Origin of the sequence: Methanothermobacter wolfeii (genome assembly GCF_025397995.1) — an archaeon.
Taxonomy (GTDB): Archaea; Methanobacteriota; Methanobacteria; order Methanobacteriales; family Methanothermobacteraceae; genus Methanothermobacter; species Methanothermobacter wolfei.
In genome coordinates, this window is sequence record NZ_CP104550.1 from 1,442,880 (window position 1) to 1,464,536 (window position 21,657).

General features: G+C 48.9%; 24 protein-coding genes. 7 read left to right on the forward strand and 17 right to left on the reverse strand.

The window, feature by feature from the left end:
- Position 1: 1 nt before the first annotated feature.
- Genes mcrA through mcrB form a run of 5 tightly spaced genes read right to left on the reverse strand, consistent with a single transcriptional unit; the run spans position 2 to position 4,822 of the window.
- Positions 2–1,654, reverse strand: coding sequence for a coenzyme-B sulfoethylthiotransferase subunit alpha (gene mcrA, locus N5910_RS07855; RefSeq protein WP_074359432.1), 1,653 nt, complete (start codon positions 1,652–1,654; stop codon positions 2–4).
- 19 nt (positions 1,655–1,673) lie between these two features.
- The gene (mcrG, locus tag N5910_RS07860; RefSeq protein WP_261599525.1) at positions 1,674–2,423 is read right to left on the reverse strand and encodes a coenzyme-B sulfoethylthiotransferase subunit gamma; all 750 of its coding nucleotides are present in this window, start codon (positions 2,421–2,423) and stop codon (positions 1,674–1,676) included.
- Between the two features lies 1 nt (position 2,424).
- Complete coding sequence (mcrC, locus tag N5910_RS07865) at positions 2,425–3,021, reverse strand: methyl-coenzyme M reductase I operon protein C (RefSeq protein WP_261599526.1); 597 nt, start codon at positions 3,019–3,021, stop codon at positions 2,425–2,427.
- Complete coding sequence (gene mcrD, locus N5910_RS07870) at positions 3,022–3,459, reverse strand: methyl-coenzyme M reductase operon protein D (protein ID WP_261599527.1); 438 nt, start codon at positions 3,457–3,459, stop codon at positions 3,022–3,024.
- A 31-nt stretch (positions 3,460–3,490) separates the two neighbouring features.
- The gene (gene mcrB / locus N5910_RS07875; RefSeq protein WP_074359436.1) at positions 3,491–4,822 is read right to left on the reverse strand and encodes a coenzyme-B sulfoethylthiotransferase subunit beta; all 1,332 of its coding nucleotides are present in this window, start codon (positions 4,820–4,822) and stop codon (positions 3,491–3,493) included.
- Between the two features lie 294 nt (positions 4,823–5,116).
- Between mcrB and mmp10 the strand changes: the two genes are divergently transcribed.
- Together mmp10 and N5910_RS07885 are read left to right on the forward strand one after the other, a co-directional pair.
- A complete protein-coding gene (gene mmp10 / locus N5910_RS07880; protein ID WP_191216165.1) occupies positions 5,117–6,364 on the forward strand; it encodes a methyl coenzyme M reductase-arginine methyltransferase Mmp10 in 1,248 nt (415 codons plus the stop codon).
- A complete protein-coding gene (locus tag N5910_RS07885; RefSeq protein WP_191216166.1) occupies positions 6,361–7,656 on the forward strand; it encodes a methyl-coenzyme M reductase glutamine C-methyltransferase in 1,296 nt (431 codons plus the stop codon). Before mmp10 ends, N5910_RS07885 begins: the two co-directional genes overlap by 4 nt.
- A 4-nt stretch (positions 7,657–7,660) precedes the next feature.
- Here the strand turns inward: N5910_RS07885 and N5910_RS07890 are convergent, their stop codons facing one another.
- From N5910_RS07890 to N5910_RS07935, 10 genes are all read right to left on the reverse strand, one after another.
- Positions 7,661–8,902, reverse strand: coding sequence for a cation diffusion facilitator family transporter (locus N5910_RS07890; RefSeq protein WP_261599528.1), 1,242 nt, complete (start codon positions 8,900–8,902; stop codon positions 7,661–7,663).
- Positions 8,903–8,999: 97 nt separating this feature from the next.
- A complete protein-coding gene (locus tag N5910_RS07895) occupies positions 9,000–9,890 on the reverse strand; it encodes an ATP-binding protein (RefSeq protein WP_074359441.1) in 891 nt (296 codons plus the stop codon).
- A 1-nt stretch (position 9,891) separates the two neighbouring features.
- Positions 9,892–10,749, reverse strand: coding sequence for a nucleotide-binding protein (locus N5910_RS07900; RefSeq protein ID WP_074359442.1), 858 nt, complete (start codon positions 10,747–10,749; stop codon positions 9,892–9,894).
- An 85-nt stretch (positions 10,750–10,834) separates the two neighbouring features.
- Complete coding sequence (locus N5910_RS07905; protein ID WP_191216167.1) at positions 10,835–11,218, reverse strand: NifB/NifX family molybdenum-iron cluster-binding protein; 384 nt, start codon at positions 11,216–11,218, stop codon at positions 10,835–10,837.
- 14 nt (positions 11,219–11,232) lie between these two features.
- Positions 11,233–12,036 (reverse strand): Mrp/NBP35 family ATP-binding protein, encoded by an 804-nt coding sequence (locus N5910_RS07910; protein WP_191216168.1) that lies wholly within the window; start codon positions 12,034–12,036, stop codon positions 11,233–11,235.
- A gap of 11 nt (positions 12,037–12,047) precedes the next feature.
- Entirely contained in the window at positions 12,048–12,398 is a 351-nt protein-coding gene (locus tag N5910_RS07915) for a NifB/NifX family molybdenum-iron cluster-binding protein (RefSeq protein ID WP_074359445.1), read from the reverse strand.
- A gap of 18 nt (positions 12,399–12,416) precedes the next feature.
- The gene (locus N5910_RS07920; RefSeq protein ID WP_261599529.1) at positions 12,417–12,983 is read right to left on the reverse strand and encodes a DUF134 domain-containing protein; all 567 of its coding nucleotides are present in this window, start codon (positions 12,981–12,983) and stop codon (positions 12,417–12,419) included.
- A gap of 75 nt (positions 12,984–13,058) precedes the next feature.
- Positions 13,059–14,084, reverse strand: coding sequence for a metallophosphoesterase (locus N5910_RS07925; RefSeq protein WP_191216169.1), 1,026 nt, complete (start codon positions 14,082–14,084; stop codon positions 13,059–13,061).
- A gap of 4 nt (positions 14,085–14,088) precedes the next feature.
- Positions 14,089–15,006, reverse strand: a complete 918-nt coding sequence (locus N5910_RS07930) for a methanogenesis marker 7 protein (RefSeq protein WP_074359448.1) — start codon at positions 15,004–15,006, stop codon at positions 14,089–14,091.
- On the reverse strand, positions 14,991–15,521 hold the full coding sequence (locus N5910_RS07935; RefSeq protein WP_191216170.1) for a hypothetical protein: 531 nt from the start codon (positions 15,519–15,521) through the stop codon (positions 14,991–14,993). Before N5910_RS07935 ends, N5910_RS07930 begins: the two co-directional genes overlap by 16 nt.
- Before the next feature lie 157 nt (positions 15,522–15,678).
- On the opposite strand from N5910_RS07935, the gene comB reads away from it, so the two are divergent.
- The 4 genes from comB (at position 15,679) to N5910_RS07955 (ending at position 19,036) form a co-directional block, all read left to right on the forward strand.
- The gene (gene comB / locus N5910_RS07940) at positions 15,679–16,335 is read left to right on the forward strand and encodes a 2-phosphosulfolactate phosphatase (protein WP_074359450.1); all 657 of its coding nucleotides are present in this window, start codon (positions 15,679–15,681) and stop codon (positions 16,333–16,335) included.
- Between the two features lie 112 nt (positions 16,336–16,447).
- Positions 16,448–17,149, forward strand: a complete 702-nt coding sequence (locus N5910_RS07945; RefSeq protein WP_074359820.1) for a TraB/GumN family protein — start codon at positions 16,448–16,450, stop codon at positions 17,147–17,149.
- Between the two features lie 73 nt (positions 17,150–17,222).
- Positions 17,223–17,450, forward strand: coding sequence for a DUF1922 domain-containing protein (locus N5910_RS07950; protein ID WP_074359451.1), 228 nt, complete (start codon positions 17,223–17,225; stop codon positions 17,448–17,450).
- On the forward strand, positions 17,447–19,036 hold the full coding sequence (locus N5910_RS07955) for a GTPBP1 family GTP-binding protein (RefSeq protein ID WP_074359452.1): 1,590 nt from the start codon (positions 17,447–17,449) through the stop codon (positions 19,034–19,036). The genes N5910_RS07950 and N5910_RS07955 overlap by 4 nt, the downstream gene beginning before the upstream one ends.
- Positions 19,037–19,149: 113 nt before the next feature.
- On the opposite strand, the gene N5910_RS07960 is transcribed toward N5910_RS07955, so the two are convergent.
- Positions 19,150–19,983 carry a TIGR00269 family protein gene (locus N5910_RS07960; protein ID WP_261599530.1) on the reverse strand — a complete coding sequence of 278 codons (834 nt, stop codon included), beginning with the start codon at positions 19,981–19,983 and terminating at the stop codon, positions 19,150–19,152.
- 38 nt (positions 19,984–20,021) lie between these two features.
- On the opposite strand from N5910_RS07960, the gene N5910_RS07965 reads away from it, so the two are divergent.
- Positions 20,022–20,321: an MTH1187 family thiamine-binding protein gene (locus tag N5910_RS07965; RefSeq protein WP_074359454.1), complete on the forward strand. Its 300-nt coding sequence runs from the start codon at positions 20,022–20,024 to the stop codon at positions 20,319–20,321.
- 153 nt (positions 20,322–20,474) lie between these two features.
- Here the strand turns inward: N5910_RS07965 and N5910_RS07970 are convergent, their stop codons facing one another.
- On the reverse strand, positions 20,475–21,560 hold the full coding sequence (locus N5910_RS07970) for a DegT/DnrJ/EryC1/StrS family aminotransferase (RefSeq protein ID WP_191216172.1): 1,086 nt from the start codon (positions 21,558–21,560) through the stop codon (positions 20,475–20,477).
- Between the last annotated feature and the right edge of the window lie 97 nt (positions 21,561–21,657).

Sequence of the window (21,657 nt, forward strand, 5' to 3'; positions counted from 1 at the left end):
TCTACTTTGCAGGTGTTATAAGTGCCCTTTCACCTGCCGGTTCGAACTCTCGTAGAGCACCTTTGGCGAACTCGCCACGGACGTTTGTGAAGTCGAAGACGAGGTTGTCGTCTGCGAAGGCTATCTTCACAAGCGGGTTGAACACGAAGGCGTCTCCACGGGCAGCGTGCGGTGCCTGTGATATACCTGCGTATTCACCCTGGTGGCCCACGTTCATGGCGTAGTTTGGATAGTTAGGTCCACGAAGCTCCAGTGGCAGTCCCTCGTCGCCCCTTATTGAGAAGACGTTGGATGCACCGCACTGGTCCTGCAGGTCGTAACCATAGAATCCAAGCCTGGAGTGCTGTTCCTTGTGGAGGTACATTGAAAGGTACCATCCACTCAGACCTGTCTGGGCGTTTCCTGTTGCAAATGCTGTTGAACATCCAGCTGCGGCTGCAACTACGGCTGCCCTCTGGGATCCTCCGAACTGGTCCTCCAGGAGTGCTGGGTATTCTTCGTACTGTTCAAGTCCGTAGAACGTGACCTCAGTTGCAATATCAAGGACCGTGTCCATGGTGTTCGGTGCCTCACAGAGTCCATATTTGTCTTCCACGTACTCCTTACCGAAGTAGGTGAAGTCATCCAGAATGTTATCTGTGTAGGCTGCTGTTGCGTACTGGGTGAATCCAACACCACCTGACATGTAGGATCCTAGCCAGATCTGGTCATAGAGCATTGCACCGGTTGCAACCACGTCAAGGCTTACGCGGACAGGGTCATCGTAGTTGACTCTTGAGCTCTGACAGATGTCTGCCAGGTAACCGAATGGTACACCACCAGGTTCGTTTTCACCCCTTGCACGTCTCACAGGTAGATAGGTACCCATGTGAATGACTTCGGCGTGTTTTGCAGCGTATGCGAAGTCACCTGTTGCGGCTTCACCTGCTGCCTGTTTGTAGGCTGAAATCATTGACATACCGATCTGCATGGCAGACCATCGTGAGGTTGTTGCACCATCACATGTCCTTGAGACTATGGTTGGGATCCTGACAACTTGCCAGATTCCGTCTCCGACCTCTGCCTTGAGGGTTTCTGCCTGGTCTTCTGGGAACTGTTTGTTGATGTCTATGACGAATGCAGGGTCGATTTCGTCTGCTATTTCATCGTTACCCGTGAATACCTTGACGTAACTGTCTGCCACCAGTGCTGGGTGGGTTTCCACCATGTGTTCCTGGACAACGGCTGCACCTGGCATTGCGTGGTTCACTGTTTCAAGGTAGTGGGTTATTGTCTCTGGTGTGACCTCTTTACCCAGCCTCTTTTCTATAACGGCGTGGGCATGGTTTAAACCGACTATAACGGTCCTTCTTATGTCGTCCCACAGCTGCTGCATTGCAGCGTTGTTGACGAAGTGTAGGTCGTCACCTTCAACATAGGTGTCAGTTGTTGAAACCTGGTAGGGCATGAGCACCCTCTGACCAAGAGGGGTACCTATGTCAGGGTTGTACTGTGGGATTCCTCTTTTTTCAGCCACTTCTTTACCAGCATTCACAAACTCGGTTTTCCTTTCGGACTGTTTCCAGCCTCCAAGTGTGTAAAATGTGGTTTTCTTCTCTTCAGGGGATTCTTCAAATTTTTTCTTTAATGCATTTATAAACAATTTGTCAGCCATAATCTACACCTCCCCCGGATTATTCTGGGTTGTACCCTCCTTGTGATCTTAAAACGTGGATTCTCTGCATGATCTCCACGGCTTCTACGTCGTCACGGTAGGCTTCACCATCCACGCGGTAGATGGTTGTTTTGTCCATGAGGGTCTCCTCATCCAGTGGTTCACCAAGGTCCACGGGTTCGTCCAGTTCGTCACCGATCTGGTTTTTAACCATTTCGACCTTTCCTGTGTCCTTGTTGTAGATCTGTCTTCTGAGCATGTCGAACATCATACCGTCTTCGTCGAGACGGAGTGAGTGTCCGTGGACGGATTTACCCCTGACACCGGATCTTGCAGGGTCGAAGAACTCTGTTTCAAGGAGTTCCTTTGAGACCTTTTCAAGGTCCCTTTCCCTTGTTTCTATGATCTGACGTCCTGAAAGGGTACCTGCGTCTGCACCCCTGTACCTGCAGAGGTATGCCCTTGATCGTACGTATGGCTGTGCAGGGGCGAAGTACATTGAGTCTGTGAACTGTATGTACCTGACCCTGTCACCGGCCTTTGCACCGTCTATGGGTTCCACCATTTCTCTTATTGCATCTTCTGGTTCATCCATTTCTTCCAGTGGTGGGTGAACGCTTGGATATTCTTCCCCTGGGGCCCTGTGACCCAGAATCTTCACTACATCCTCATCTGAGATTTCTCTCAGTTTTTCAAGCTCATATTCAGGGTTACAGAAATTCCTTCTGTTCTGAGCAACCTTACTTGTTCCGGGATAGTATTGTGCCATATCATGCACCTCCTAATGCTAACTTAACCTTCCTTATAATCTCATCCAGTTTTTCCTGGGGACATGTTTCTCCTCTAATGACTCCACTCACAATGTCAACGATGGTGCCCCTGGTCCTTGGTTCATCCGGCATGACTGCCCTTGTCTTAACACCTATCCTTGCAAAGTCCTCGAAGTCCACAGGGTATTCACATATTATTATACATGGCCTGTCAACGTTCCTGAGTATCAGGCGTGCCTTGTAGGTGATGTGGTTCCTGACTCCGCCAAGGTGCACAACAAGTAACTTGTGCCTCTTCATCTGCTCTATTTCACTGGGTGTGAGACCAAAGAGGCTCCCAGATCCGGCGCTTGGAGCGTCCTGCGGGACCCCTGCGCCTGCATTGAGAACCAGCGTGCTGGTCATTATGTTGGCTTCCCTCAGGGCAAATGTTATCTCGCATACAGGTTTCGTTATGTGGCGTCTGCCAGGTGACATTGCAACTGCCAGAACCTCACTTCCGCACTGGGCAAAGGTGCCTCTCTGGGCGATTCCTCCTCCTTCACCCATACCCATTGTTTCCCTGCAGTCAACTACGTGAGTGCACTTTCCGATCATCTAATGCTCCTTCTTCCTTTTTATTATCGTGGCCCTTTCACTGAGCCTTGCGTTCTGATCTGTGAGACCGATAAGTTCGTCTGGAATCTCATCGAGGTCTTCACCGTATTTTATTTCATCCGTGACGGTTTTCTGTGTCCTTATGTACTTTCCAGGAGTCACATCGTATCCGAAGGGCAGGAGATCCTCACAAACCCTCTTGATGTCTGTTATTGTATCCTCGTCTTCTATTTCAAGGAGTACACGACCTGTTTTCACCTGAAGTTCGAATTCCTGGCCCTTAACGCTTATTATACGTCTGTCCGGGTGGTCTCCAAGCGGTAGTCTCTGTCCGTGTATCACCATTCTCTTTACACCGTTGATGTCCTCAAGGCGGTTAAGGAGTCTTTCGGTGGTGTCGGCCCCTAGAAGCCTGTGAGGAAATATCTGAACGTCCATTGATTTTTTGCCCCCAGATTTGAGAGATTATTTAAATTTCGTTTTTAATTTCAGCTGCTGCCTCCACAACATATTTGAGTGGTTCTCGGAACTCGTCAACCTGGCTGAATACTTCTTTTATGAGTCCAGAGGTTGCTTCTGGTGAGAACATCTGGGTTCCTGCATCAAGTGCCATTGCAGCTGCCACACATGGTATGGCGAATCCCTTACTGTGCCTTGTGACGATGTGGTTTCCGTTGAAGATACCTGGTCCACCACCACCGTAGATGGAGTGGCTGAAGAATGAAAATCCTACAGCTGTACCTTCTACCTTACCGAAGTCAACGCTTGGAAGTCCTGTTTCGAATTCAATGAGGTCGTTGTAGTATAGCAGTGTTGATGATACACCCTGGGCTGCCCTTGCAGCACCCTGGTTCACCATTGTTGCTGCCATGAGACCTGCTGCTGCGTATGCGTTCCACATTGCAAGGTCATCTGTTCCGTAGACCTTGTAGTCTGTCAGTTCCTTCTCAACCTTTATGACACCGTCTTCAAGAGCCCTTTCCACGAGGTCTGCAATGACTGAGCCCACTGTACCTTCCTTACCGTTGGCCTTGACAAGGTCGAACACCAGGTTGTCTGCGTTCATACCCTGGTATGCAAGTCCAAGGAGGTGCATCCTTTCAAATGCTCCTACAGCGTCACCCATCTCGAACATTGCTGTCTGTTCAAGTATTGTTGACAGGGCGGCTGCCTGGAGTGTGTTTTTGAGTGTGGTGGCAACCACATGGTTTACCATGATGTTCCTGAGCGCATATCCCGGGCCTTCCAGTTTCTGTGGAATGTCCAGCATTGTTGCTATGTTTGCCCCCATGTACTCCACAGACTGTGGGTATCTTCCCAGAACGGCTGCTTTAACCATGTTAGCATCGTACATGCTAACATCGAATTCGTTGATTATGGCCTGGACAAATGCTGTGGCGGTTACGAGTGGTGCTGCAGAGTATTCTGCTGCAACATCGAACCTTGCACTTGGGACCTGTACGAGAGCCCTTTTACCTCCACCAAGGAGTTCGACTTTTGTGTCGTCGTCCTCGGTCACCTGTATCATTTCCTTTGCAGCGGCTGCTATTGACTCGGCGTTCCCGACTATGTCGAGGTCGAGTTCACGGCCCATTATTTTACATGCAGGTCCGCCGACCTTTGCTGTCTTCAGGGCGTTTTCTATACCTTCCAGGTTCACAGCCACTGTCCTTTTTATCCCCTGTACAATGCTCTTAATGGCGGGGTTCCTTAATGGACTTAGAGCTTCTAATGGCACCTGTTCTTCGACGAGGTTGCCTCTGTCGTCGTACAAGTCGACCTTATCCTCAAACTTCGCCATTTTTTCCCTCCTAACAATCAGTTCTGTATACCAGATATCCGGGACCCCCCTTTAAAATTCAGGAAGACCCCTGGAAGGTGCCTTAACACCGGTTCCAGTATACGGAGCATATTTAACTTGATTATAATTAATTAAGATTTCTTTCTGAATCAAGTCGAAAGATTTATATGTATCCCCAGATTTTCTCTGGCTTTTCTGGATTTTTTATAAAAAATTCCTGATTTTTATGATCATGGAGTCATGGAGTATTACCGTCATAAGTTATATTTACCGCACATCATAGAATATCATCCTATGCAGATAATAGCTGATTTGGGCGGTGTGCCTGGAAGGGACTGCAGGGGTTTCTGCAGGTACTGTTACTTCAGGAAGGTGGGGGAATTCAAGCCCTTCGGTTGCAGGAACTGCTCCCCTGGCAGGGTAGGGTGTGATACCTGCGGATCAGAGGTTGCAGAGAGGGGTAAGGAATTCATACCCCCATTTATCGTCATGGGAAACGTCCAGACAAGCCTCATGATGGGAAACTTCACTGACAGGGACCTAAAGATAAACATCAGCGGGGGAGGCGACGTGAGCTGCTACCCGCACCTGGAGGAACTGACGGCGGGCCTCAGGGAATTCGGTATTCCGATTCACCTGGGCTACACCAGCGGTAAGGGAATCGATAACCATGAGATCGCATCCACACTCATAAATAACGGTGTTGATGAGGTGACCTTCACGGTTTTCTCGGCTAACCCATCCCTGAGGAAGGAATGGATGAGGGATAAAAATGCTGAAGAAGCCCTTAAATCCCTTAAAATATTCTGCGAATCCTGTGAGGTCCATGCAGCCTCGGTAATCATACCCGGGGTCAACGATGGGGAGGACCTCCTTGAGACCTGCGCCAGACTTGAGGAGTGGGGTGCCCGGGGATTCATAATGATGCGCTTTGCAAATTATGAACATCAGGGCCTTATCCTTGGGAATGAACCCATCATTGATGGCGTGGAGCCCCACAGTGTCGCTGAATTTGAGGAACTTGTAAGGAGGATTGACAGAGAATTCAATCTGAGGGTTACAGGCACCCCTGTCTGCGACCCCGTGAACGGAACCCCCTTTGTACTTGCAGCAGATTCAAGCCGCGAGTACCTTGAAATTCTCCCTGAAATCACCGGTGAGGCCACCATAATCACCGGTTCAATTGCCGCACCCTACATCGAGAGGATAATCAGAAACCTCAATGCCTCTGACCTTGTGAATGTCATCGGTGTTGATAAGGACATAGCCTGCCTCATAACCCTCAGGGACCTTGAGGCCGTTGACACCTCCAGGCTCAGGGACACCGTTATAATACCTGGAAGGGCCTTCGTGCATGAGATGGATGCCCGGAGGGTTCTGAGTCGTGATGGTGTTGACAGGATAGTTGTCAGGGGCCCTGACCGTCTCACCGTGGATGGGGAGATGAGCGGCACCCTCTCAGAATATGAAGTTATTGAGAGGGAGATGGAGGCATTCTATGAACTCATACAGGCCATAAACTTCTTCGGTGCTTCCAGATGAGTCATGTGACCGTTGTAACACCTGAACACTATAATTATGGTTCCATGGTCATTGCAGGAGTTCTGAGGGACCTTGGACACCATGTTGAAATAAGGAAGGGATTTGAGGGTGTCGGTTCTGAGGTTGTTTTTATAAGTCTGCAGTCAACCATCCACCTCCTGAGGTACCGGGAGATCATCAACCGGATGGAGGGGTTCAGGGTTGTTGGTGGTCCCGTGAGCATAGACCCTGAAATGGTCTTCAGGTACCTTGACGTGGACCTTGTTATCCAGGGTGAGGGTGAGGACAAGGTTGAAGGGGTGATGGAGCTTGCAGCTGGAAGATGCAGACCTGAGGATGTCCCGGGTGCTGCCTTCCGATCAGGGGATGGTGTTTTCATGAACCCGACGTCCCCCTGTCCCTCCATGGGGAGGCCCCTACCCCTTGTCCCGAGGGACATAGGCAGAGAAAACATAAGGGGTGCCAGCGTCTACATTGAAACCCACAGGGGCTGCCCCGGTAACTGCACCTTCTGCCAGGTCCCTGAATTCTTCGGGAGAAATGTCAGGAGCCGCCCTGTGGAGGATATTGTTGCCGAGGTAAGGGAATTCAGAAAGTCAGGGGCTAGGAGATTTGCAATAAGCGGGGGTACAGGCACTCTCTATGGCAGCAGCAAGTTCAGGGGTATTGACGGGGAGGCCTTCAGGACCCTCCTCAGGGGTATAAGTGAGGTTACCGGGAGGCGGAACCTTACTGTGCCTGATATAAGGGTGGACATGGTGAACCCTGAGGTCCTTGAGGCGATTTCAGAGTACACCAACGGATGGGTATTCTACGGTATCGAGTCAGGGAGCAGGAGGATTCTGAGGAGGATGAAGAAGGGTATAAGCCCTGACCAGGTAGTTGATGCCGTTGAACTTGCAAGGGAATACGGCCTTAAGGTTGCAGGATCATTCATCGTTGGTTACCCCTCTGAAGAGGAGGATGACTACCGGGAGACCCTTGAACTTGCAGATGAACTCATGCTTGATGACTACTTTGTGAGTATTGCAGAGCCCCTTCCAGGCACCGAACTGGGTGAAGAGGTGGTTGATCTTCCTCCAGAGGAAAACCCAGTGTTCATGAAGTCTGAGAACAGGCGCTTTGAGAGTGTTGCTGAGGAGAGGGCCTTCAATCTTCTACTTGAATCCTATGTATTCAGGAGCGTGCCTGTTCCGGTGACATCCCAGCTCCTTAAATCCATCTTTGATGAGGTCCGCAGTCAGCAGGAGCATATAAAAACCGTTACAGGGATGCTTCAGGACATTGGGTGAAACACTAACTATCTGAACCTTGCCCTTCCGCAAATTTTGTGGATGCATTTATTATAACCTCTTTGAGGGATGAGCCTTCCGGTTGTGCTGTTCCAAGGAGGGAGTCTGAAAATACATATCCCGGCCCTTCAGATAGTTTTTCAACCACTAAAACATCTATGTTCCTCTTTTTTAGTGCTTCAGCTGTTTTTATTCCTTTCTTTTTCTCAAGAGATCTTGCAGGATTCTCCAGTATCTTATAATCAATTATATCGCCATTGCGGGTTCTTGCAATTATGAAAAAGGCTGCCCTTCCAAAATGAGGGCTGATCTTTGAATCAAGTCCCCTGTTATCTTCAATGGGTACTGCTACAACTATTTCATCCTTTTTTAATGTTTCTGGCTGGATTATCAGATGGTCAATGGATGGTAATACCCTTTTAACTTCAGAGTTTATCCTAGAGATCATGCCCTCAATTTTATCTGCCGACAGGCTCCTTTCAATTTCAATGTGGATTTCTCCAAAAAGGTAGGGTCCTGATCTTCTTATTCGAATTGCATGGACTCCCTCAACTCCCTTTACAGATAAAACCGTTTTTCTTAAGAGTTCCAGAGAATCCCTGTCAATACATGCATCAAGAAGCACCAGAAGATTATATTTTGTAAGGGTACTGCCGACATATACTATTATTACTGCGATGATCATCCCTGCAAATCCCTGAAAACCATGAAGTCCAATGTACTCTCCAATTATTCCCGTGAAAACGAGTGCTGAAGATACTACATCAATATAGCTGTGCTTCCCATCGTTTATAAGAGCTGTTGAACCAATTTTTTCCCCCACCCTTTCCTTATAAACTGCAACGGCATAGGATACTGCAATTGCTATTAAACTTACAACAAGGCTTATGGCGGCCATGGACACCGCTGGAGGCGGATCCATCAGGTAGATAAGAGAATCCCATCCTATTTCAAGTCCCGTAATAATTATTATCACTGAAACAAGAAGGGAAGCCAGGGTTTCAATCCTGTAGTATCCATATGGAAAGAGTTCGTCGGGTTTCCTCTGTGATAGCCTTAAACCTATGAAGACAGCGGCTGATGAAAACACATCTGCAAAGGAATGCAGAGCATCGGCTATAAGAGCTATATTCCCTGATAGATAACCTATAATTCCTTTTATTAGCATCAAAACTATGTTTGAAATTATGGAGTATTTTGAAGCGGTTTCACCCTCTTTAATATTCACTCCGCTGTTATGTGGCATATCAACACCGTTATCTATCTATCCAGATTCACATCTGCCATACTCCCTGCAAGTGAATCGGATCCTGTTTCTCTGCCATTGGAATAAAATATGGCTTTTAAAGCCCCATGTTTAACATCAGATTGTCGGTTATCTCCATGAAGACTTCTTTAAGGTCAGGGTTGTGCAGGACAGGAGGGGTGCCGTTGACCAGAGCGTCCATGAAGGTCACTTCATATGGTATTTTACCGATGATCGGGATTCTGTTTTTTGCTGCGAATTCTTCAAATCTGGCTGTAATATGTTTATTTATATCCCATTTATTGATTATCATGCTATGCCGAATCCCAAAATGTCTTACAAGTTGAAGTGCTCGTTTAAAGTCATTTAAAGCTGCCTTCGTGGGCTCAGTTACTATAACTGTATGGTTAACGCCTTTAACTGAAGATACAACAGGACATCCGATGCCTGCAGCAGCATCCAGGAGTGAAATCTCCGCACCCTCCACTTCACCGATTTCAAGGGTCATTTTCCTAACAGCGTCCACGATTTTTCCAGAGCCCCTTTCACCAATTTTCAGGTGCCCTGAAACTATCCTGAAACCATAATTCGATGTGAAAGTGCAAACCTTTCCTGTGTCCACCGCTCTGACTTCTATTGCTCTATCCGGACATATGTATTCACACGCACCACAGCCTTCACAGATCAGTTCATTTATTTCAGGTGTTGATGTCTCAGAGTTCCATTTTATTGCATTGAATCTGCATACATTTACACACTTCCTTCTTGATTTGCAGTGTTCAGCCATGAAGAATGCCTTTTCAGAAGCCCTTATGGTTTCACATATCCTGTCTCCTGTGAATCCCAGAACAAGCTCCAGATTGGGTGCGTCCACATCACAGTCTCCCAGAATGATTTCCATCCTATCAGCAAGTAAGACAGCCATTGATGCTACTATGCTGCTCTTCCCAACACCGCCCTTACCTGAGAGAACACATATCTCCTGCACATTAGCCCCTCCTGGATTCAAGTAACCTGCCAACATCCTCTATCCCTGAAAGTTTAAATGGTTTTCCATCTGAGTAAGCCTTCAAAACATCCTCAGAATAGGGTATTTGGGCAACAAGTGGACTTGAACTTTCTTTGGAGACATCAAACACCGTATCAGCATTACCCATGCCTGCACGGTTGAGTATGATATTTGAATCTATACCCAGTTTGTTCAGAAGTTTCAGGATTAATTTCAGGTCATGGGCCCCGAAGGGGGTTGGTTCCGTGACGGCAAATGCCATCTGAACGTCCAGAAGAGCATGTATCACATTACAGTGCACTCCTGCCGGGGTGTCAATGATAATGAAATCCACATCACTGTAACTTCCTGCATTTTTTATAAGTGAATCCACCACTGCTGCGCTGGTCACCGTATCCACCGCTGTCTCACCAGAAAGTAACCTGAAATTTTCAGAAACTTTGCCTTCATATATTGACCCTATAATCTTCTCTACAGGGTTTATGGCATCATTTCTGCATGCGATGATGCATGTTCCACATCCATTACACCTGTCTTCAATAAAAATAGGGTGCCTGCCCTCCACGAATACTATTGCATTTTCTCTACATATCTCTGAACATTTACCGCACATGATGCACCTTGAAAAATCAGGGGACGGCACCTGAATAGTTACGTCACATCTCTTTTCCCTCTGGACTGATAAAATTATATGATCATCTGGACACTCAACGTCTGCATCCACAAGCAGAACCCTGAACTTCTCAGCAAGGAGCAGTGCAAGGGAACACGCTATAGTTGATTTTCCAGTGCCGCCTTTCCCACCAGTTACCGCTACTCTTAATGGTTTATTATTCATGGAAACACCTGCATAGGAAACATTTGCGGCAGGACAATCTGCCATCTAATCGACTCAAAGAATCATATCCTGTGGAACTGGCGGTTCAGCGAACTCTTCTACCCATTCCTCCCTGGGCATTGGCCGGTGATTTTATCTCCTCCAGCTTTCCCTCCTTAAAGAGCATGAGATTTTCCTCAACCGACCCCTCAGTTGCCTTATAAATCTTTATGTCAAGTTTATTCAGAATCTCGAATGCATTCGGCCCCGTTGAAAATGATATCAGCGCATCCACACCCTCATTTGCAAGTAGCTGGGCCGTCTTTATACCTGCACCTCCTGACTGTAATGCAGAAGAATTTTCAATGACCTCTGAAGACGTTATCTCTTTATCTTTCATATCCACAAGAACAAAGAAGGGCGCCCTTCCAAAAAATCTGCTAATCTCTGATTTGATATCTTCCTCAGAAGATGCAATGGCTATTTTCATAATTAACACCTCATCTATCCTTTAAGCTTTCCTTTAAATTTTTTAAAGATCTTCCTTATCTCAGAATGAATTGATTCGGGCGGTGTATCTGCAGCTGTCATCCCTGTGTCAAATGGAACTTCGCCCAGGAAAGGGAGGTTAAACTTCTCTGCAAGATATTTTCCACCCTCCTTGCCAAACAGGAATATTTTCTCTCCACATGAGGGGCACATGAGATATGACATGTTCTCAACTATCCCCAGGACGGGTATCTTCAGGTGTTTAACCATGTTAACACATTTTTCAACATCATGGATTGCAAACTCATGGGGTGTTGTGACAATAACCACACCATCAATAGACGGAATTGACTGCAGCACCGTAAGGGGCTCGTCACCCGTTCCAGGAGGGTTGTCCACCATTAAAACATCAATTTCATCCCAGTTAACATCTGAAAGAAGCTGCCTTATGGCTCCTGTCTTTTTTGGTCCTCTCCATATCACCGGTGTATCCTTTGATGGGAGGAAAAACTCTATTGACAGTACACTGACCCCTGAAGGTGTTACTATGGGGTTTATCCTGTTTGCTGTTAGGGTAACCTCTGGGTCATGAACCTGCATCATCTCCGGGATGTCTGGACCATGTATATCTGCATCCAGTACACATAACCTGTAACCATCCCTGTTGAATTCTTCAGCAAGCTTCACTGTGACTGTGGACTTCCCGACGCCGCCCTTGCCGCTCATAACCACGATCTTATGTTTTATATTGGAAAGTGCCCTTGCTATTTCCACATCCTGTTTCATGATTGCAAGTTTTTGAGCATCTTCCTTATTCATTCTGCAACCCTCTAATCTTTCCTGCATGGGTTCTCAGCGCCGCTTTTAAGCTCCCCTTTTTTAAAGCTTTCAAGTACCTCTGCTATGGTTCCTCTGGCGCCTGTTAGAACATCAACTCCATGGTTGCTAAGAACCTGCACAGCCTTTGATCCAAGATTTGCACATAATAGAAGATCTACACCTGCAGCAAGAATGATCTCAGCTGGTGTTAGCCGACCTCCACCATGTTTTCCATTAATTTTTATTATTTCCAGTTTCTGTGTTTCATCATCATAAAAAGCAAATAGGGGCGTTTTGCCGAAATGTTCTGAAATCCGTGAATCCATGCCCCTATCTTCTATCACTGGTAGACATATTCTCATTTATTTACACTCCATTCCTCAATCAGAGCCGCACATCGGGGCTCCGCATTTTGGACACTTTTCTGTTCTGCATGGTATGCCTGGTGTCTTGGGTGCTTCGTATCCGCATTCAATGCATTTACATACGCGTGGTGCCCCCCTTCCAGCTCCAAATCCCCTTCCGGGACCTCTACCAGCACGTGGTAGTGTGTCTGCTGATACGGAAGTTATATTTTCTGATCCGCAGTCAGGACATTTTTCATAGCTTTTTCCTGGTGATATCCATTCAAACTGGCAGTCCATGCATTTGTATCTTCTTCTATCCATAATATAATCACCTCCTTTCAGTATTATTGGTCTGCCCTCGACCAGTGCCTCTGCAACTTTGCTTCTTGCTGATTTCAGGGCCCTGTGGAATGTTGGCTGGGATATGCCCATGATTTCAGCTGCTTTCTTCTGCTGGATACCATGGTAGTCCCTGAGCCTTATGGCTTCAAATTCATCCAGGGTTATTTCAATCCTCGCACATGACCCTAAAGATTCCGGTGAGAATGAAGCCACCTGTGGTTCTCCTAAAATTCTTCTGCGTCTTCTTGGCCTAGGCATGTTTTGAATATATATTCAAAACTCCTATTTAAATGTACCGGTTACGGAACCCTCACCAGAAAACCAGATCAGAGGTCAGTCCATGGGTACAATATCCAGCACCGCAACCTCACATGATGATCCAATACGCACCGGAGGCCCCCATGTACCCGTACCCTCCGAAACAAAAAGAAACCCAGCAGAATCCCGGTAAAGACCAGATAGGTGGGGGAACATCAATCCAACAAGAAGGTTGAAGGGATAGAACTGGCCGCCATGGGTGTGCCCCGAAAGCTGCAGGTCAACGCCCCTCTCCCTAGCATATTCCCAGTCAACCGGGAGGTGGTGTAAAAGTACAAGGGGCTCCTCAGGGTCAAAGTCAAGGGCATCGAGGAGGGCCGGGAGGGAGTGCCTGGCCATGGAATACCCCACACCCGCAATCTGCACACCCCTGAACTCAACAACAGACTGGTCAATACACCTTATACCTGTATCAGATATTATGGACCTGAAGTCACCGGCATAGGTGTCATGGTTCCCTGAAACAAAGAATACCGGTGCATTCACATCAAGTTCGGATAATATGGATGAATCAACCGGTCTCGAGCCATCAATAAGGTCCCCTGTTATGAGGACAGCGTCGGGTTCCAGTTCATTCACGGCCCTGGCAACCCTCCTGAGAAACCCGCCGGAGCGAACCGTGCCGATGTGAAGATCAGAAAGATGCACAAACCTTACCCTGTCACTCACCCCCAGTGGGACTTCAAGCACCCTCACCCTCAAGTTCATGGCATTCACGACCCCGTAGACGACCAGGAGTGCTGCGGAGACCACAAGGATCATCTTAACCCAGATTACCCCATCAAAGGATAGTACAAATAAAACCACATAGCCAGTGAGGATGTAAATCAGAAAAACAAGCCATATCATTGAAATGATATAAGTTGCCCTTGAAGGCCAGGAGGGCCGTGCCCTCTCAAGCATGACCGACAGGGGCAGAAGGATGGTAAAGGGAATGCTCATGAATCCGGCGCCAAGAAACCCCAGGGCAATGCTGTTGAGGATGTAGTAGCCTGCTGTAAGGAACGTTAGAAAGATAAAAACCTGAAACTCTCTCTTCATCGGATCACTGGATTATGGAGCTTTCAGGCAGGAGTTTGACAAGGATGTAGTCATACATCATGGACCTTCTGATATCAGCTATATCCCCAAGCCTGTAATCGGAGACCCTCACATCCGCTATCTCCTCCTGGTGGCGGTCGTAGTTGAGCTTCACCCTGACACCATCAAGCTGGCTCGTGACGGGTGTTGGTGAGTAGACCTCCCTGATTGCAGGGACCTGATTCTCAATCTCGGTCTTAACGAGTATTGAAGGAACCAGTGGAGGGTCAGCAGCCATTTCACGCCTCCTCCTGTCAAGGATGTCCTCAACCACCTCCACGAGGCGTCTGAGTGCCCTGATATCCTCGCCCCTCTTCAGCCTCCTTGGTATCCTCCCCAGGCCCCCGACGTAGGCATCTGCACCTGGAAGTTCACCGATATCAATATCCCTGGGTGAACCCGTGACAACCACCGGGATGTTTATGTCGCTGAAGAGGTGGGCCTTATCCTTTATGCACTGTTCAAAGCTGCCAAGGGCAAAGACTGCAAGGTCATGCTCCTCTATGAGCCTCTTCTCATCCTCAGATATCCTTGAAATCCCCTTCCCGGCTCCCCTGGCAAGGCCTATCATGTTATCCTTGGCACCGTACCTCCGGAGGTACTCCGAAATGTCACATGCAGAATGGGGCAGGTGATGCCTTGCAAGGGTGGGTGAGACTATCGCTATCTCTGTACCTGCCATTGGGGCGATTTTAACCTTCCCAAGGAGCTCTTTGGCCTTATCCCTCACCCTGTCAACGTCCTCAATTGGAACCGCAAGGGTGAGTATCAGGTCCATCTGAAGCATGTTCTCCTGAAGCACAAATCCCCCCAGGTCCTCAATGAGTTCCTTCAATTCCTCATGGCGATGAACACCGCCCTGGTATGTTAAGGTTTCATACATAGTTTCCTCTCCAGATACCTGTACCTGAACAGAGCCCTCTTAACAGGGTCCAGTGGAAGGTTCCTGTGTGACGGGACCCTTATACAGTCAAGTTCCATGTAGTCCGGGCAGACCGTGAAGTCAGGATCATCGGTGACAATCCTGAACCCCATATCTTCAACTATCTCCGTTAAGAAATTTGAATAAACCTTCACTTTTATTTTGCTGTTCCTCTCCCTGAGCACGGATGGGTCATGCCACCATGGTGAACACACATCAAAGTCTATCTCATCCTCCGAGGAGTAACGGAGGATTGACGGGTCCATCAGCTTCACTGTCCTGAACACCCTGCCTACGGCATCCTTTATCTGGCTGAAGGTGTTCAGTTTAAGTTTAAGTGCATCATCCATGTCTGTCTCAGAGAGGACAACCCTGAGGTCGGCCTCCTCCTCCGCCGGGTCCCTGCTCACCAGGTACTCCCTGACACCTGCAATTCTGAGCACGCCCTCACACATGGGGGTTGTAACTATCCTCATCGATTCACACTCCACTCCAATAGGTTTAGAGTCCCATCCATGTACCATGACCATGAAACAAAATATCAGCAAAGACCCGCACACAGCCACAGCACTGAAGCATATAAATACCTCATGCAGATAATTCTCTGTAATAAAATATTTATAAGGTGTGGTGATGAGGGTAACCCTTAGCTTTGAAGAATCAGAAGGCACTGATCTGTGCATAATGGTTGACCTCCTCAGGGCCAGCGCAACCATTACAGCCGCCCTTGACAGTTTCAGATGCATAATACCTGTTAGGGACGCTGAAAGAGCCAGGGAGTACCTTTCAATGGATTACCCTGTTGCAGGGGAGCGTGGAGGCGAAACCCTCCCTGGCTTCATTGCCAACTCACCCCCTGAAATCAGGAAACATGGGGGTGACTGTCTGGTGCTCACCACAAGTAACGGGACAAGGATCCTTGAATCCGTGAAGTCCACAGCCCTTATAGGATGCCTCAACAATGTCAGGGCGGTTGCAGCCGCCGCCAGGGATATGGCCGATGAGGTTGAGGTTATCATGGCAGGTGTTAACGGGGAATTTGCAATAGAGGACTTTCTATGTGCCGGTGAAATAATAAGGGTCATTGGCGGTGAAATTGATGAATACTCAGAGGCCGCTGTCCTCGCGGTCCAGGACAGGAGACTGGTTGATGACGCCATAAGGAGGTCCAGATCAGCGAGGAGGCTTGAAAAACTTGGCTTTGGAGGGGATGTTGAGTACTGCCTCAGGAGGAACATAACAGACAACGTACCGGTATACAGGGACGGTAAGATAATGAAACTCCTATAATTATTGCATTGTATGGCGCCTGCCAATAGGATGATGATAAAATTCCTCCAGATGCATGTGGAAAGGTATGCAGCCTGCAGAGGTGCCTGAATACAGTGTCAGTGGGTCGAAGATGAAGATTGATCAGCTCAGAATCATAGGGACAGCACATGTATCAAGTGAAAGTATAGAGGAGGTCAGAAGGACCATAGCCGAGGTAGAACCTGATGTTGTTGCGGTTGAACTGGACCCTGGCAGATACCGCAGACTGCTGGATGAAAAGCTCGGGGTTGAAAGGGATGAGTTCTCACTGAGGGATGCCCTAAGACATGGAAACATCGGCGTGCTCCTGGCTGCCTGGTTCCTGACATACTTCCAGAGGAAGGTGGGTGATGACCTCGGTGTTAAACCCGGGGCGGAAATGCTTGCAGCCATCGAGGCCGCCCAGGAAGTCGGGGCAAGGGTCGTCCTCATTGACCGTGATATCGGCGTGACAATGCAGAGGGCCCTGAAATCCATGGGTGCCCTGGAGAAGATGAAGTTCTTCCTTGGAGTTATAAGGTCCTTCTGGGACAGTGAGGGAATCGATGATATTGAGAGCCTCAAGGGTGAAGAAACCCTGAGGGATGTCATGGCCCAGTTCAGGGATATTTCACCCTCAGCATACCATGTTCTTGTTGAGGAGAGGGACGCCTACATGGCCCGCCGTCTCCTTGAAATCGAGGAGGACTCTGTCGTGGCGGTTGTTGGGGCAGGCCACCGCAGGGGCATATGTGAATACCTTAAAAACCCTGAAAGAATACCCCCGATCCATGAACTCCTGAAGATACCCTGAGGCAGTATATAATATTTAAGGTTCAATATACAGTGTATATGGAGCTGGCATTTAATAGTCACATGGTGAGATTATGTACCTGATCTTCCGGTGCGACTGTGGAAGGGCCCTCTACTCAAAGGAGGGTAACATGACACGTAAATGTGTCTGCGGAAGGACCGTCAAGGTTAAAACCCGGAGGATATTTGGAAGGGCGGAAACCTTCCAGGAAGCATCAGAACTTGTAAGGAAACTCCAGGAAGAAAAGTACGGTTCATGCGGATTTATAAATCCAGCGAGAGGAGAACAGACGCAGAGATGATAGAGGATATACAGTCATTCACATCAAAGGGTGAGAGAAGAAACATTGAATTTAAAAAGTCCCTCTCAACCAGTTACCACCTGAAAACCGACCGTAGGAATGGTCTTATATCCCAGATGAAGTACCGTATGGAGAGGGGTGACGGGAAGGCCATCTACCTTATAGGTGTTGAGGACAGCGGGGAACCGGTGGGGCTCCCCGATGATGAGCTGAGGGAATCCATTGACGTGCTCAGGACCCTCAGCCATGAGATAGATGCCGCCGTGGAGGACGTCATAATCCATGAGGGCACCCACGGGAGGGTGGCGGAGGTTATAATTTCAAGGAAGCACGACTTCAGCAGGGAGCACCTCCTCATAGGCGTCGCTGGCCACGTGGACCATGGTAAGAGCACCCTCCTCGGGACCCTCACAACGGGTTCCCTTGATGACGGCAGCGGTAAAACAAGGATATTCCTTGATGTCCAGAAGCATGAGATAGAACGGGGACTGTCAGCAGACCTCTCCTTCGCCATCTATGGATTCAGGGGTGGTGAGGCCATAAGGATGACCAACCCCCTTGACCGGCGGGAGAAGTCACGCCTCATGAGTGACGCGGACAGGGTCATATCCTTCGTTGATACCGTTGGACATGAACCATGGCTCCGCACAACAATAAGGGGTATAGTGGGGCAGAACCTGGACTATGGCCTCCTCACGGTGGCTGCAGATGACGGGCCCACCCACATCACAAGGGAGCACCTGGGGATCATGATTGCAATGGAGCTTCCTGTCATCGTCGCCATCACAAAGACCGACACGGCATCGGAGGAAAGGATCCATGAGGTCCTCGGGAAGGTATCCGAACTCCTTAAGCTCGTTGGCAGGATCCCCTTCAGGGTGGATGACAGGGCTGGTGCCCAGGAAATAGCAGGCAAGATGAACAGGCACATAGTACCCGTAATCAGTGTGTCATCTGTCACCGGTGAGGGCCTTGAACTCCTGGATGAGCTCTTCATGAACCTCAGGGTTCACAGGGACCTTGAACATGAGGAGAAGCCCTTCCTCATGTACATTGATAAGGTGTACACCATAAGGGGTGTTGGAACCGTTGTCAGCGGCACCATCCAGCAGGGCCGTGTCAGCAAGGGGGACAAGCTGCTCCTGGGACCCTTCAGGACGGGTGAATTCAGGGAGGTCGGGGTTAAATCCATCGAGATGCACCACTACCAGATCGGGTGTGCTGAGCCAGGGCATATAGTGGGGATATCCATATCTGGCGCGTCCTCCGATGAAATAGAGAGGGGGATGATACTTGCTGACCCCTCATATGAGCCTGAAGCCGTCAGGGAATTTGAGGCTGAGGTTGCCATACTCGTACACCCGACAACAATAAAGGCGGGATATGAGAGCGTGACCCACATTGAGACCATAGCAGAAACAACCGTCCTTGAACCCCTTGACTCTGAATTCATGTCTGCAGGGGACAGGGGGAGGGTGAGGATGAGGTTCAAGTACCGCCCCTACCATGTGAGGGAGGGTCAGAAGATAATCTTCCGTGAGGGGCGGAGTAAGGGTATTGGCTCAATAACAGGGATCATCAGGTGAATCAATCAGGCCGCCTTAAGACCTGATCCACAGATACTCCAGCACGGCACAGAACCCATCTACCTAACTCCTCGCTGTGTCGCACCATTTTAGGTCGCATCCGACCACAGAATCTAGCCTAAATCCTCAAGTAACTCGCAGGCCTTGCATAGATCAGCCGATGATGGTTCACCGCACCTGATGCACTCCCTGATTCTTCCATGTTCCTCCACCTGCCTGAAGGTTCTCCTGAAGGATTCCATTATCCTTTTCTTGATCCCTGGGTTATCTGACTCCATCCTGTTAAGGAAGCCCTTTATCCCGGACCTCATTGACAGGTGGGAGTAGGGGCACTCCTCCAGGTGCACGGGCACCTGATTCATGACAGCCCAGATCCCCACCTCCCTCTCGGGGGTGTTCCAGAGAGGCTTTATGCGGGGGACCATGGCCGGGTGTATCCGCTGGAGTGATGGGCCGAACTTTGAAAATTTACGCACATCCCCCCTTACAAGGCTCATGGTAAAGGACTGTATCTCATCATCCATGTTGTGGCCGGTGGCTATCCTTGAAGCACCGAGTTCATGGGCTGTCCTGTTAAGTATCCACCTCCTGAAGACCCCGCAGGGTATGCAGGGGCTCCTGAATCCATCGGCCACATCATCAAGCCCGAAGCCGAATTCGTCCATGAAGGATTTCTCTATGAGTTCAACCTTTTTAAGCCTGGCGTTCTCCCTTGCAGCCTCAAGGCCGTGCTCCCTGTAACCTGAGATACCCTCATCGACCGTTATTGCTGTTAATTCAAATTCAAGTTCTTCACGAAGATCTGCAAGGACATGGAGTGTGAGCACACTGTCCTTTCCACCTGAAAGGGCCACTGCTATATGTTCACCCTCATCTATCAGTCTGAAGGACTCTATCAGGTCCCTGATGCGGGCTGTGAGTCTCCTGTTGAATTCTTCATGGTCCATGGAACCCTATATATGAAGGCGGCCCCATATAGTTAACCATGATAACGGCTGAAATCACCATAATACCCCTGGGTACAGGTAGCACCTCCCTCAGCAGCTACGTGGCTGCGGCGGTGGGTGCCCTTGAGGACCTTGATGTCAAGTATGAGATCTCAGGTATGGGCACCCTGGTTGAAGCTGAAGACCTGGATGAGCTCCTTGAGGCTGTGAAGGCTGCCCATGAGGCTGTCCTTGAAGCCGGCTCAGAGAGGGTCTACACAACCATCAGGATAGATGACCGGAGGGATGCTGATAGGGGCCTTAAGGACAAGGTGGAGTCCGTTAAAAGGAAAATTTAACCGTCAATACTAAAATGAACCTCAAATTTTGACTCCTTTAAAAAAAATTAGCCTGCCTCAGAATTCTCTGCTTAAAGCAGGAGAATACCTGAGCCTTACACAACCTGCCCCCTGTTACTTTTGATTTCCGATGAAATGAGTGTCACGATATGTTTACCGCTCAAAGAATGCCCTGATGGTGCCTGTAATCATTTCAAGGTCATCTGATGTGAGGGCTGGATGCACAGGGATTGAGAGAACCTCGGATGCTGCCCTTTCACTCACTGGACACTCTGCCTTGAAGCCCAGCCTCCTGTAGAGTTCCTGCATGTATATGGGCATCGGGTAATGTATGCCGGTGCCAACACCTTCCCCATTGAGGAACTCCATGAGTTCATCCCTCACATCCGGGACCCTCAGGGTGTACTGGTGGAAGACGTGCCCTACACCATCTGCAACGAAGGGTGTTTCAAGACCATCAATATCCCTGAGGTTCTCTGTAAGGTATGCTGCGTTCTCAGCCCTCCTCCTGTTGAACTCATCAAGCTTTGCAAGCTGCGCTATCCCTATTGCAGCGGCTATATCGGTCATCCTGAAGTTGTAGCCCAGGTAGGTGTGTCTGTATCGTTCTGTTTCACCATGAGCCCTTAAAACAGAGGCCATCTCTGCAATTTCCTCGTTATCTGTAGTTATAATACCTCCCTCGCCTGTTGTGATGTTCTTGGTGGGGTAGAAGCTGAAGCAGGCCGCATCACCCATTGAACCCACCTTCCTCCCACGGTACTCGGCACCATGGGCCTGTGCAGCGTCCTCAATGACCATGAGGTCATGTTCTGAGGCTATATCCATGATGGGGTCCATGTCAGCGGGCTGGCCATAGAGGTGGACCGGGATTATGGCCCTGGTCCTTGGGGTTATCAGTTCCTCTATCCCCTCAGGGTCAATGTTGTAGGTGAGGGGGTCTATGTCTGCAAAGACCGGCTCCGCACCCACGTAGAGTGCTGCGTTTGCTGTTGCCGCGAAGCTGAAGGGTGTTGTTATAACCTCATCCCCCTTCCCCACACCCGCTGCAAGGAGGGCCAGGTGGAGGGCTGTTGTACCTGAACTGGTTGCAACAGCATACTCTGTACCCGTGTATGATGCGAATTTCTCCTCAAATTCAGCCACCCTTGGTCCCTGGGCGATGAAACCTGATCTGAGCACCTTTACAACTTCCTCTATTTCCTCTTCATCGATTACTGGAGTAGCGACCGGTATCATATGAACACCTGAAAATGAACTTCACAGTTACAGTTTCAATTTTATCCTTAAAAAAACCATCACCATTATCCTGGTTGGGTGGATGTCATGAAGAGGA

Bases quoted from the DNA above. Each gene is read 5' to 3' on its own strand.
- mcrA (WP_074359432.1), bottom strand. From the start codon at position 1,654: ATGGCTGACAAATTGTTTATAAATGCATTAAAGAAAAAATTTGAAGAA.
- mcrG (WP_261599525.1), bottom strand. From the start codon at position 2,423: ATGGCACAATACTATCCCGGAACAAGTAAGGTTGCTCAGAACAGAAGG.
- mcrC (WP_261599526.1), bottom strand. From the start codon at position 3,021: ATGATCGGAAAGTGCACTCACGTAGTTGACTGCAGGGAAACAATGGGT.
- mcrD (WP_261599527.1), bottom strand. From the start codon at position 3,459: ATGGACGTTCAGATATTTCCTCACAGGCTTCTAGGGGCCGACACCACC.
- mcrB (WP_074359436.1), bottom strand. From the start codon at position 4,822: ATGGCGAAGTTTGAGGATAAGGTCGACTTGTACGACGACAGAGGCAAC.
- mmp10 (WP_191216165.1), top strand. From the start codon at position 5,117: ATGCAGATAATAGCTGATTTGGGCGGTGTGCCTGGAAGGGACTGCAGG.
- N5910_RS07885 (WP_191216166.1), top strand. From the start codon at position 6,361: ATGAGTCATGTGACCGTTGTAACACCTGAACACTATAATTATGGTTCC.
- N5910_RS07890 (WP_261599528.1), bottom strand. From the start codon at position 8,902: ATGCCACATAACAGCGGAGTGAATATTAAAGAGGGTGAAACCGCTTCA.
- N5910_RS07900 (WP_074359442.1), bottom strand. From the start codon at position 10,749: ATGAATAATAAACCATTAAGAGTAGCGGTAACTGGTGGGAAAGGCGGC.
- N5910_RS07905 (WP_191216167.1), bottom strand. From the start codon at position 11,218: ATGAAAATAGCCATTGCATCTTCTGAGGAAGATATCAAATCAGAGATT.
- N5910_RS07910 (WP_191216168.1), bottom strand. From the start codon at position 12,036: ATGAATAAGGAAGATGCTCAAAAACTTGCAATCATGAAACAGGATGTG.
- N5910_RS07915 (WP_074359445.1), bottom strand. From the start codon at position 12,398: ATGAGAATATGTCTACCAGTGATAGAAGATAGGGGCATGGATTCACGG.
- N5910_RS07920 (WP_261599529.1), bottom strand. From the start codon at position 12,983: ATGCCTAGGCCAAGAAGACGCAGAAGAATTTTAGGAGAACCACAGGTG.
- N5910_RS07925 (WP_191216169.1), bottom strand. From the start codon at position 14,084: ATGAAGAGAGAGTTTCAGGTTTTTATCTTTCTAACGTTCCTTACAGCA.
- N5910_RS07930 (WP_074359448.1), bottom strand. From the start codon at position 15,006: ATGTATGAAACCTTAACATACCAGGGCGGTGTTCATCGCCATGAGGAA.
- N5910_RS07935 (WP_191216170.1), bottom strand. From the start codon at position 15,521: ATGAGGATAGTTACAACCCCCATGTGTGAGGGCGTGCTCAGAATTGCA.
- comB (WP_074359450.1), top strand. From the start codon at position 15,679: ATGAGGGTAACCCTTAGCTTTGAAGAATCAGAAGGCACTGATCTGTGC.
- N5910_RS07945 (WP_074359820.1), top strand. From the start codon at position 16,448: ATGAAGATTGATCAGCTCAGAATCATAGGGACAGCACATGTATCAAGT.
- N5910_RS07950 (WP_074359451.1), top strand. From the start codon at position 17,223: ATGTACCTGATCTTCCGGTGCGACTGTGGAAGGGCCCTCTACTCAAAG.
- N5910_RS07955 (WP_074359452.1), top strand. From the start codon at position 17,447: ATGATAGAGGATATACAGTCATTCACATCAAAGGGTGAGAGAAGAAAC.
- N5910_RS07960 (WP_261599530.1), bottom strand. From the start codon at position 19,983: ATGGACCATGAAGAATTCAACAGGAGACTCACAGCCCGCATCAGGGAC.
- N5910_RS07965 (WP_074359454.1), top strand. From the start codon at position 20,022: ATGATAACGGCTGAAATCACCATAATACCCCTGGGTACAGGTAGCACC.
- N5910_RS07970 (WP_191216172.1), bottom strand. From the start codon at position 21,560: ATGATACCGGTCGCTACTCCAGTAATCGATGAAGAGGAAATAGAGGAA.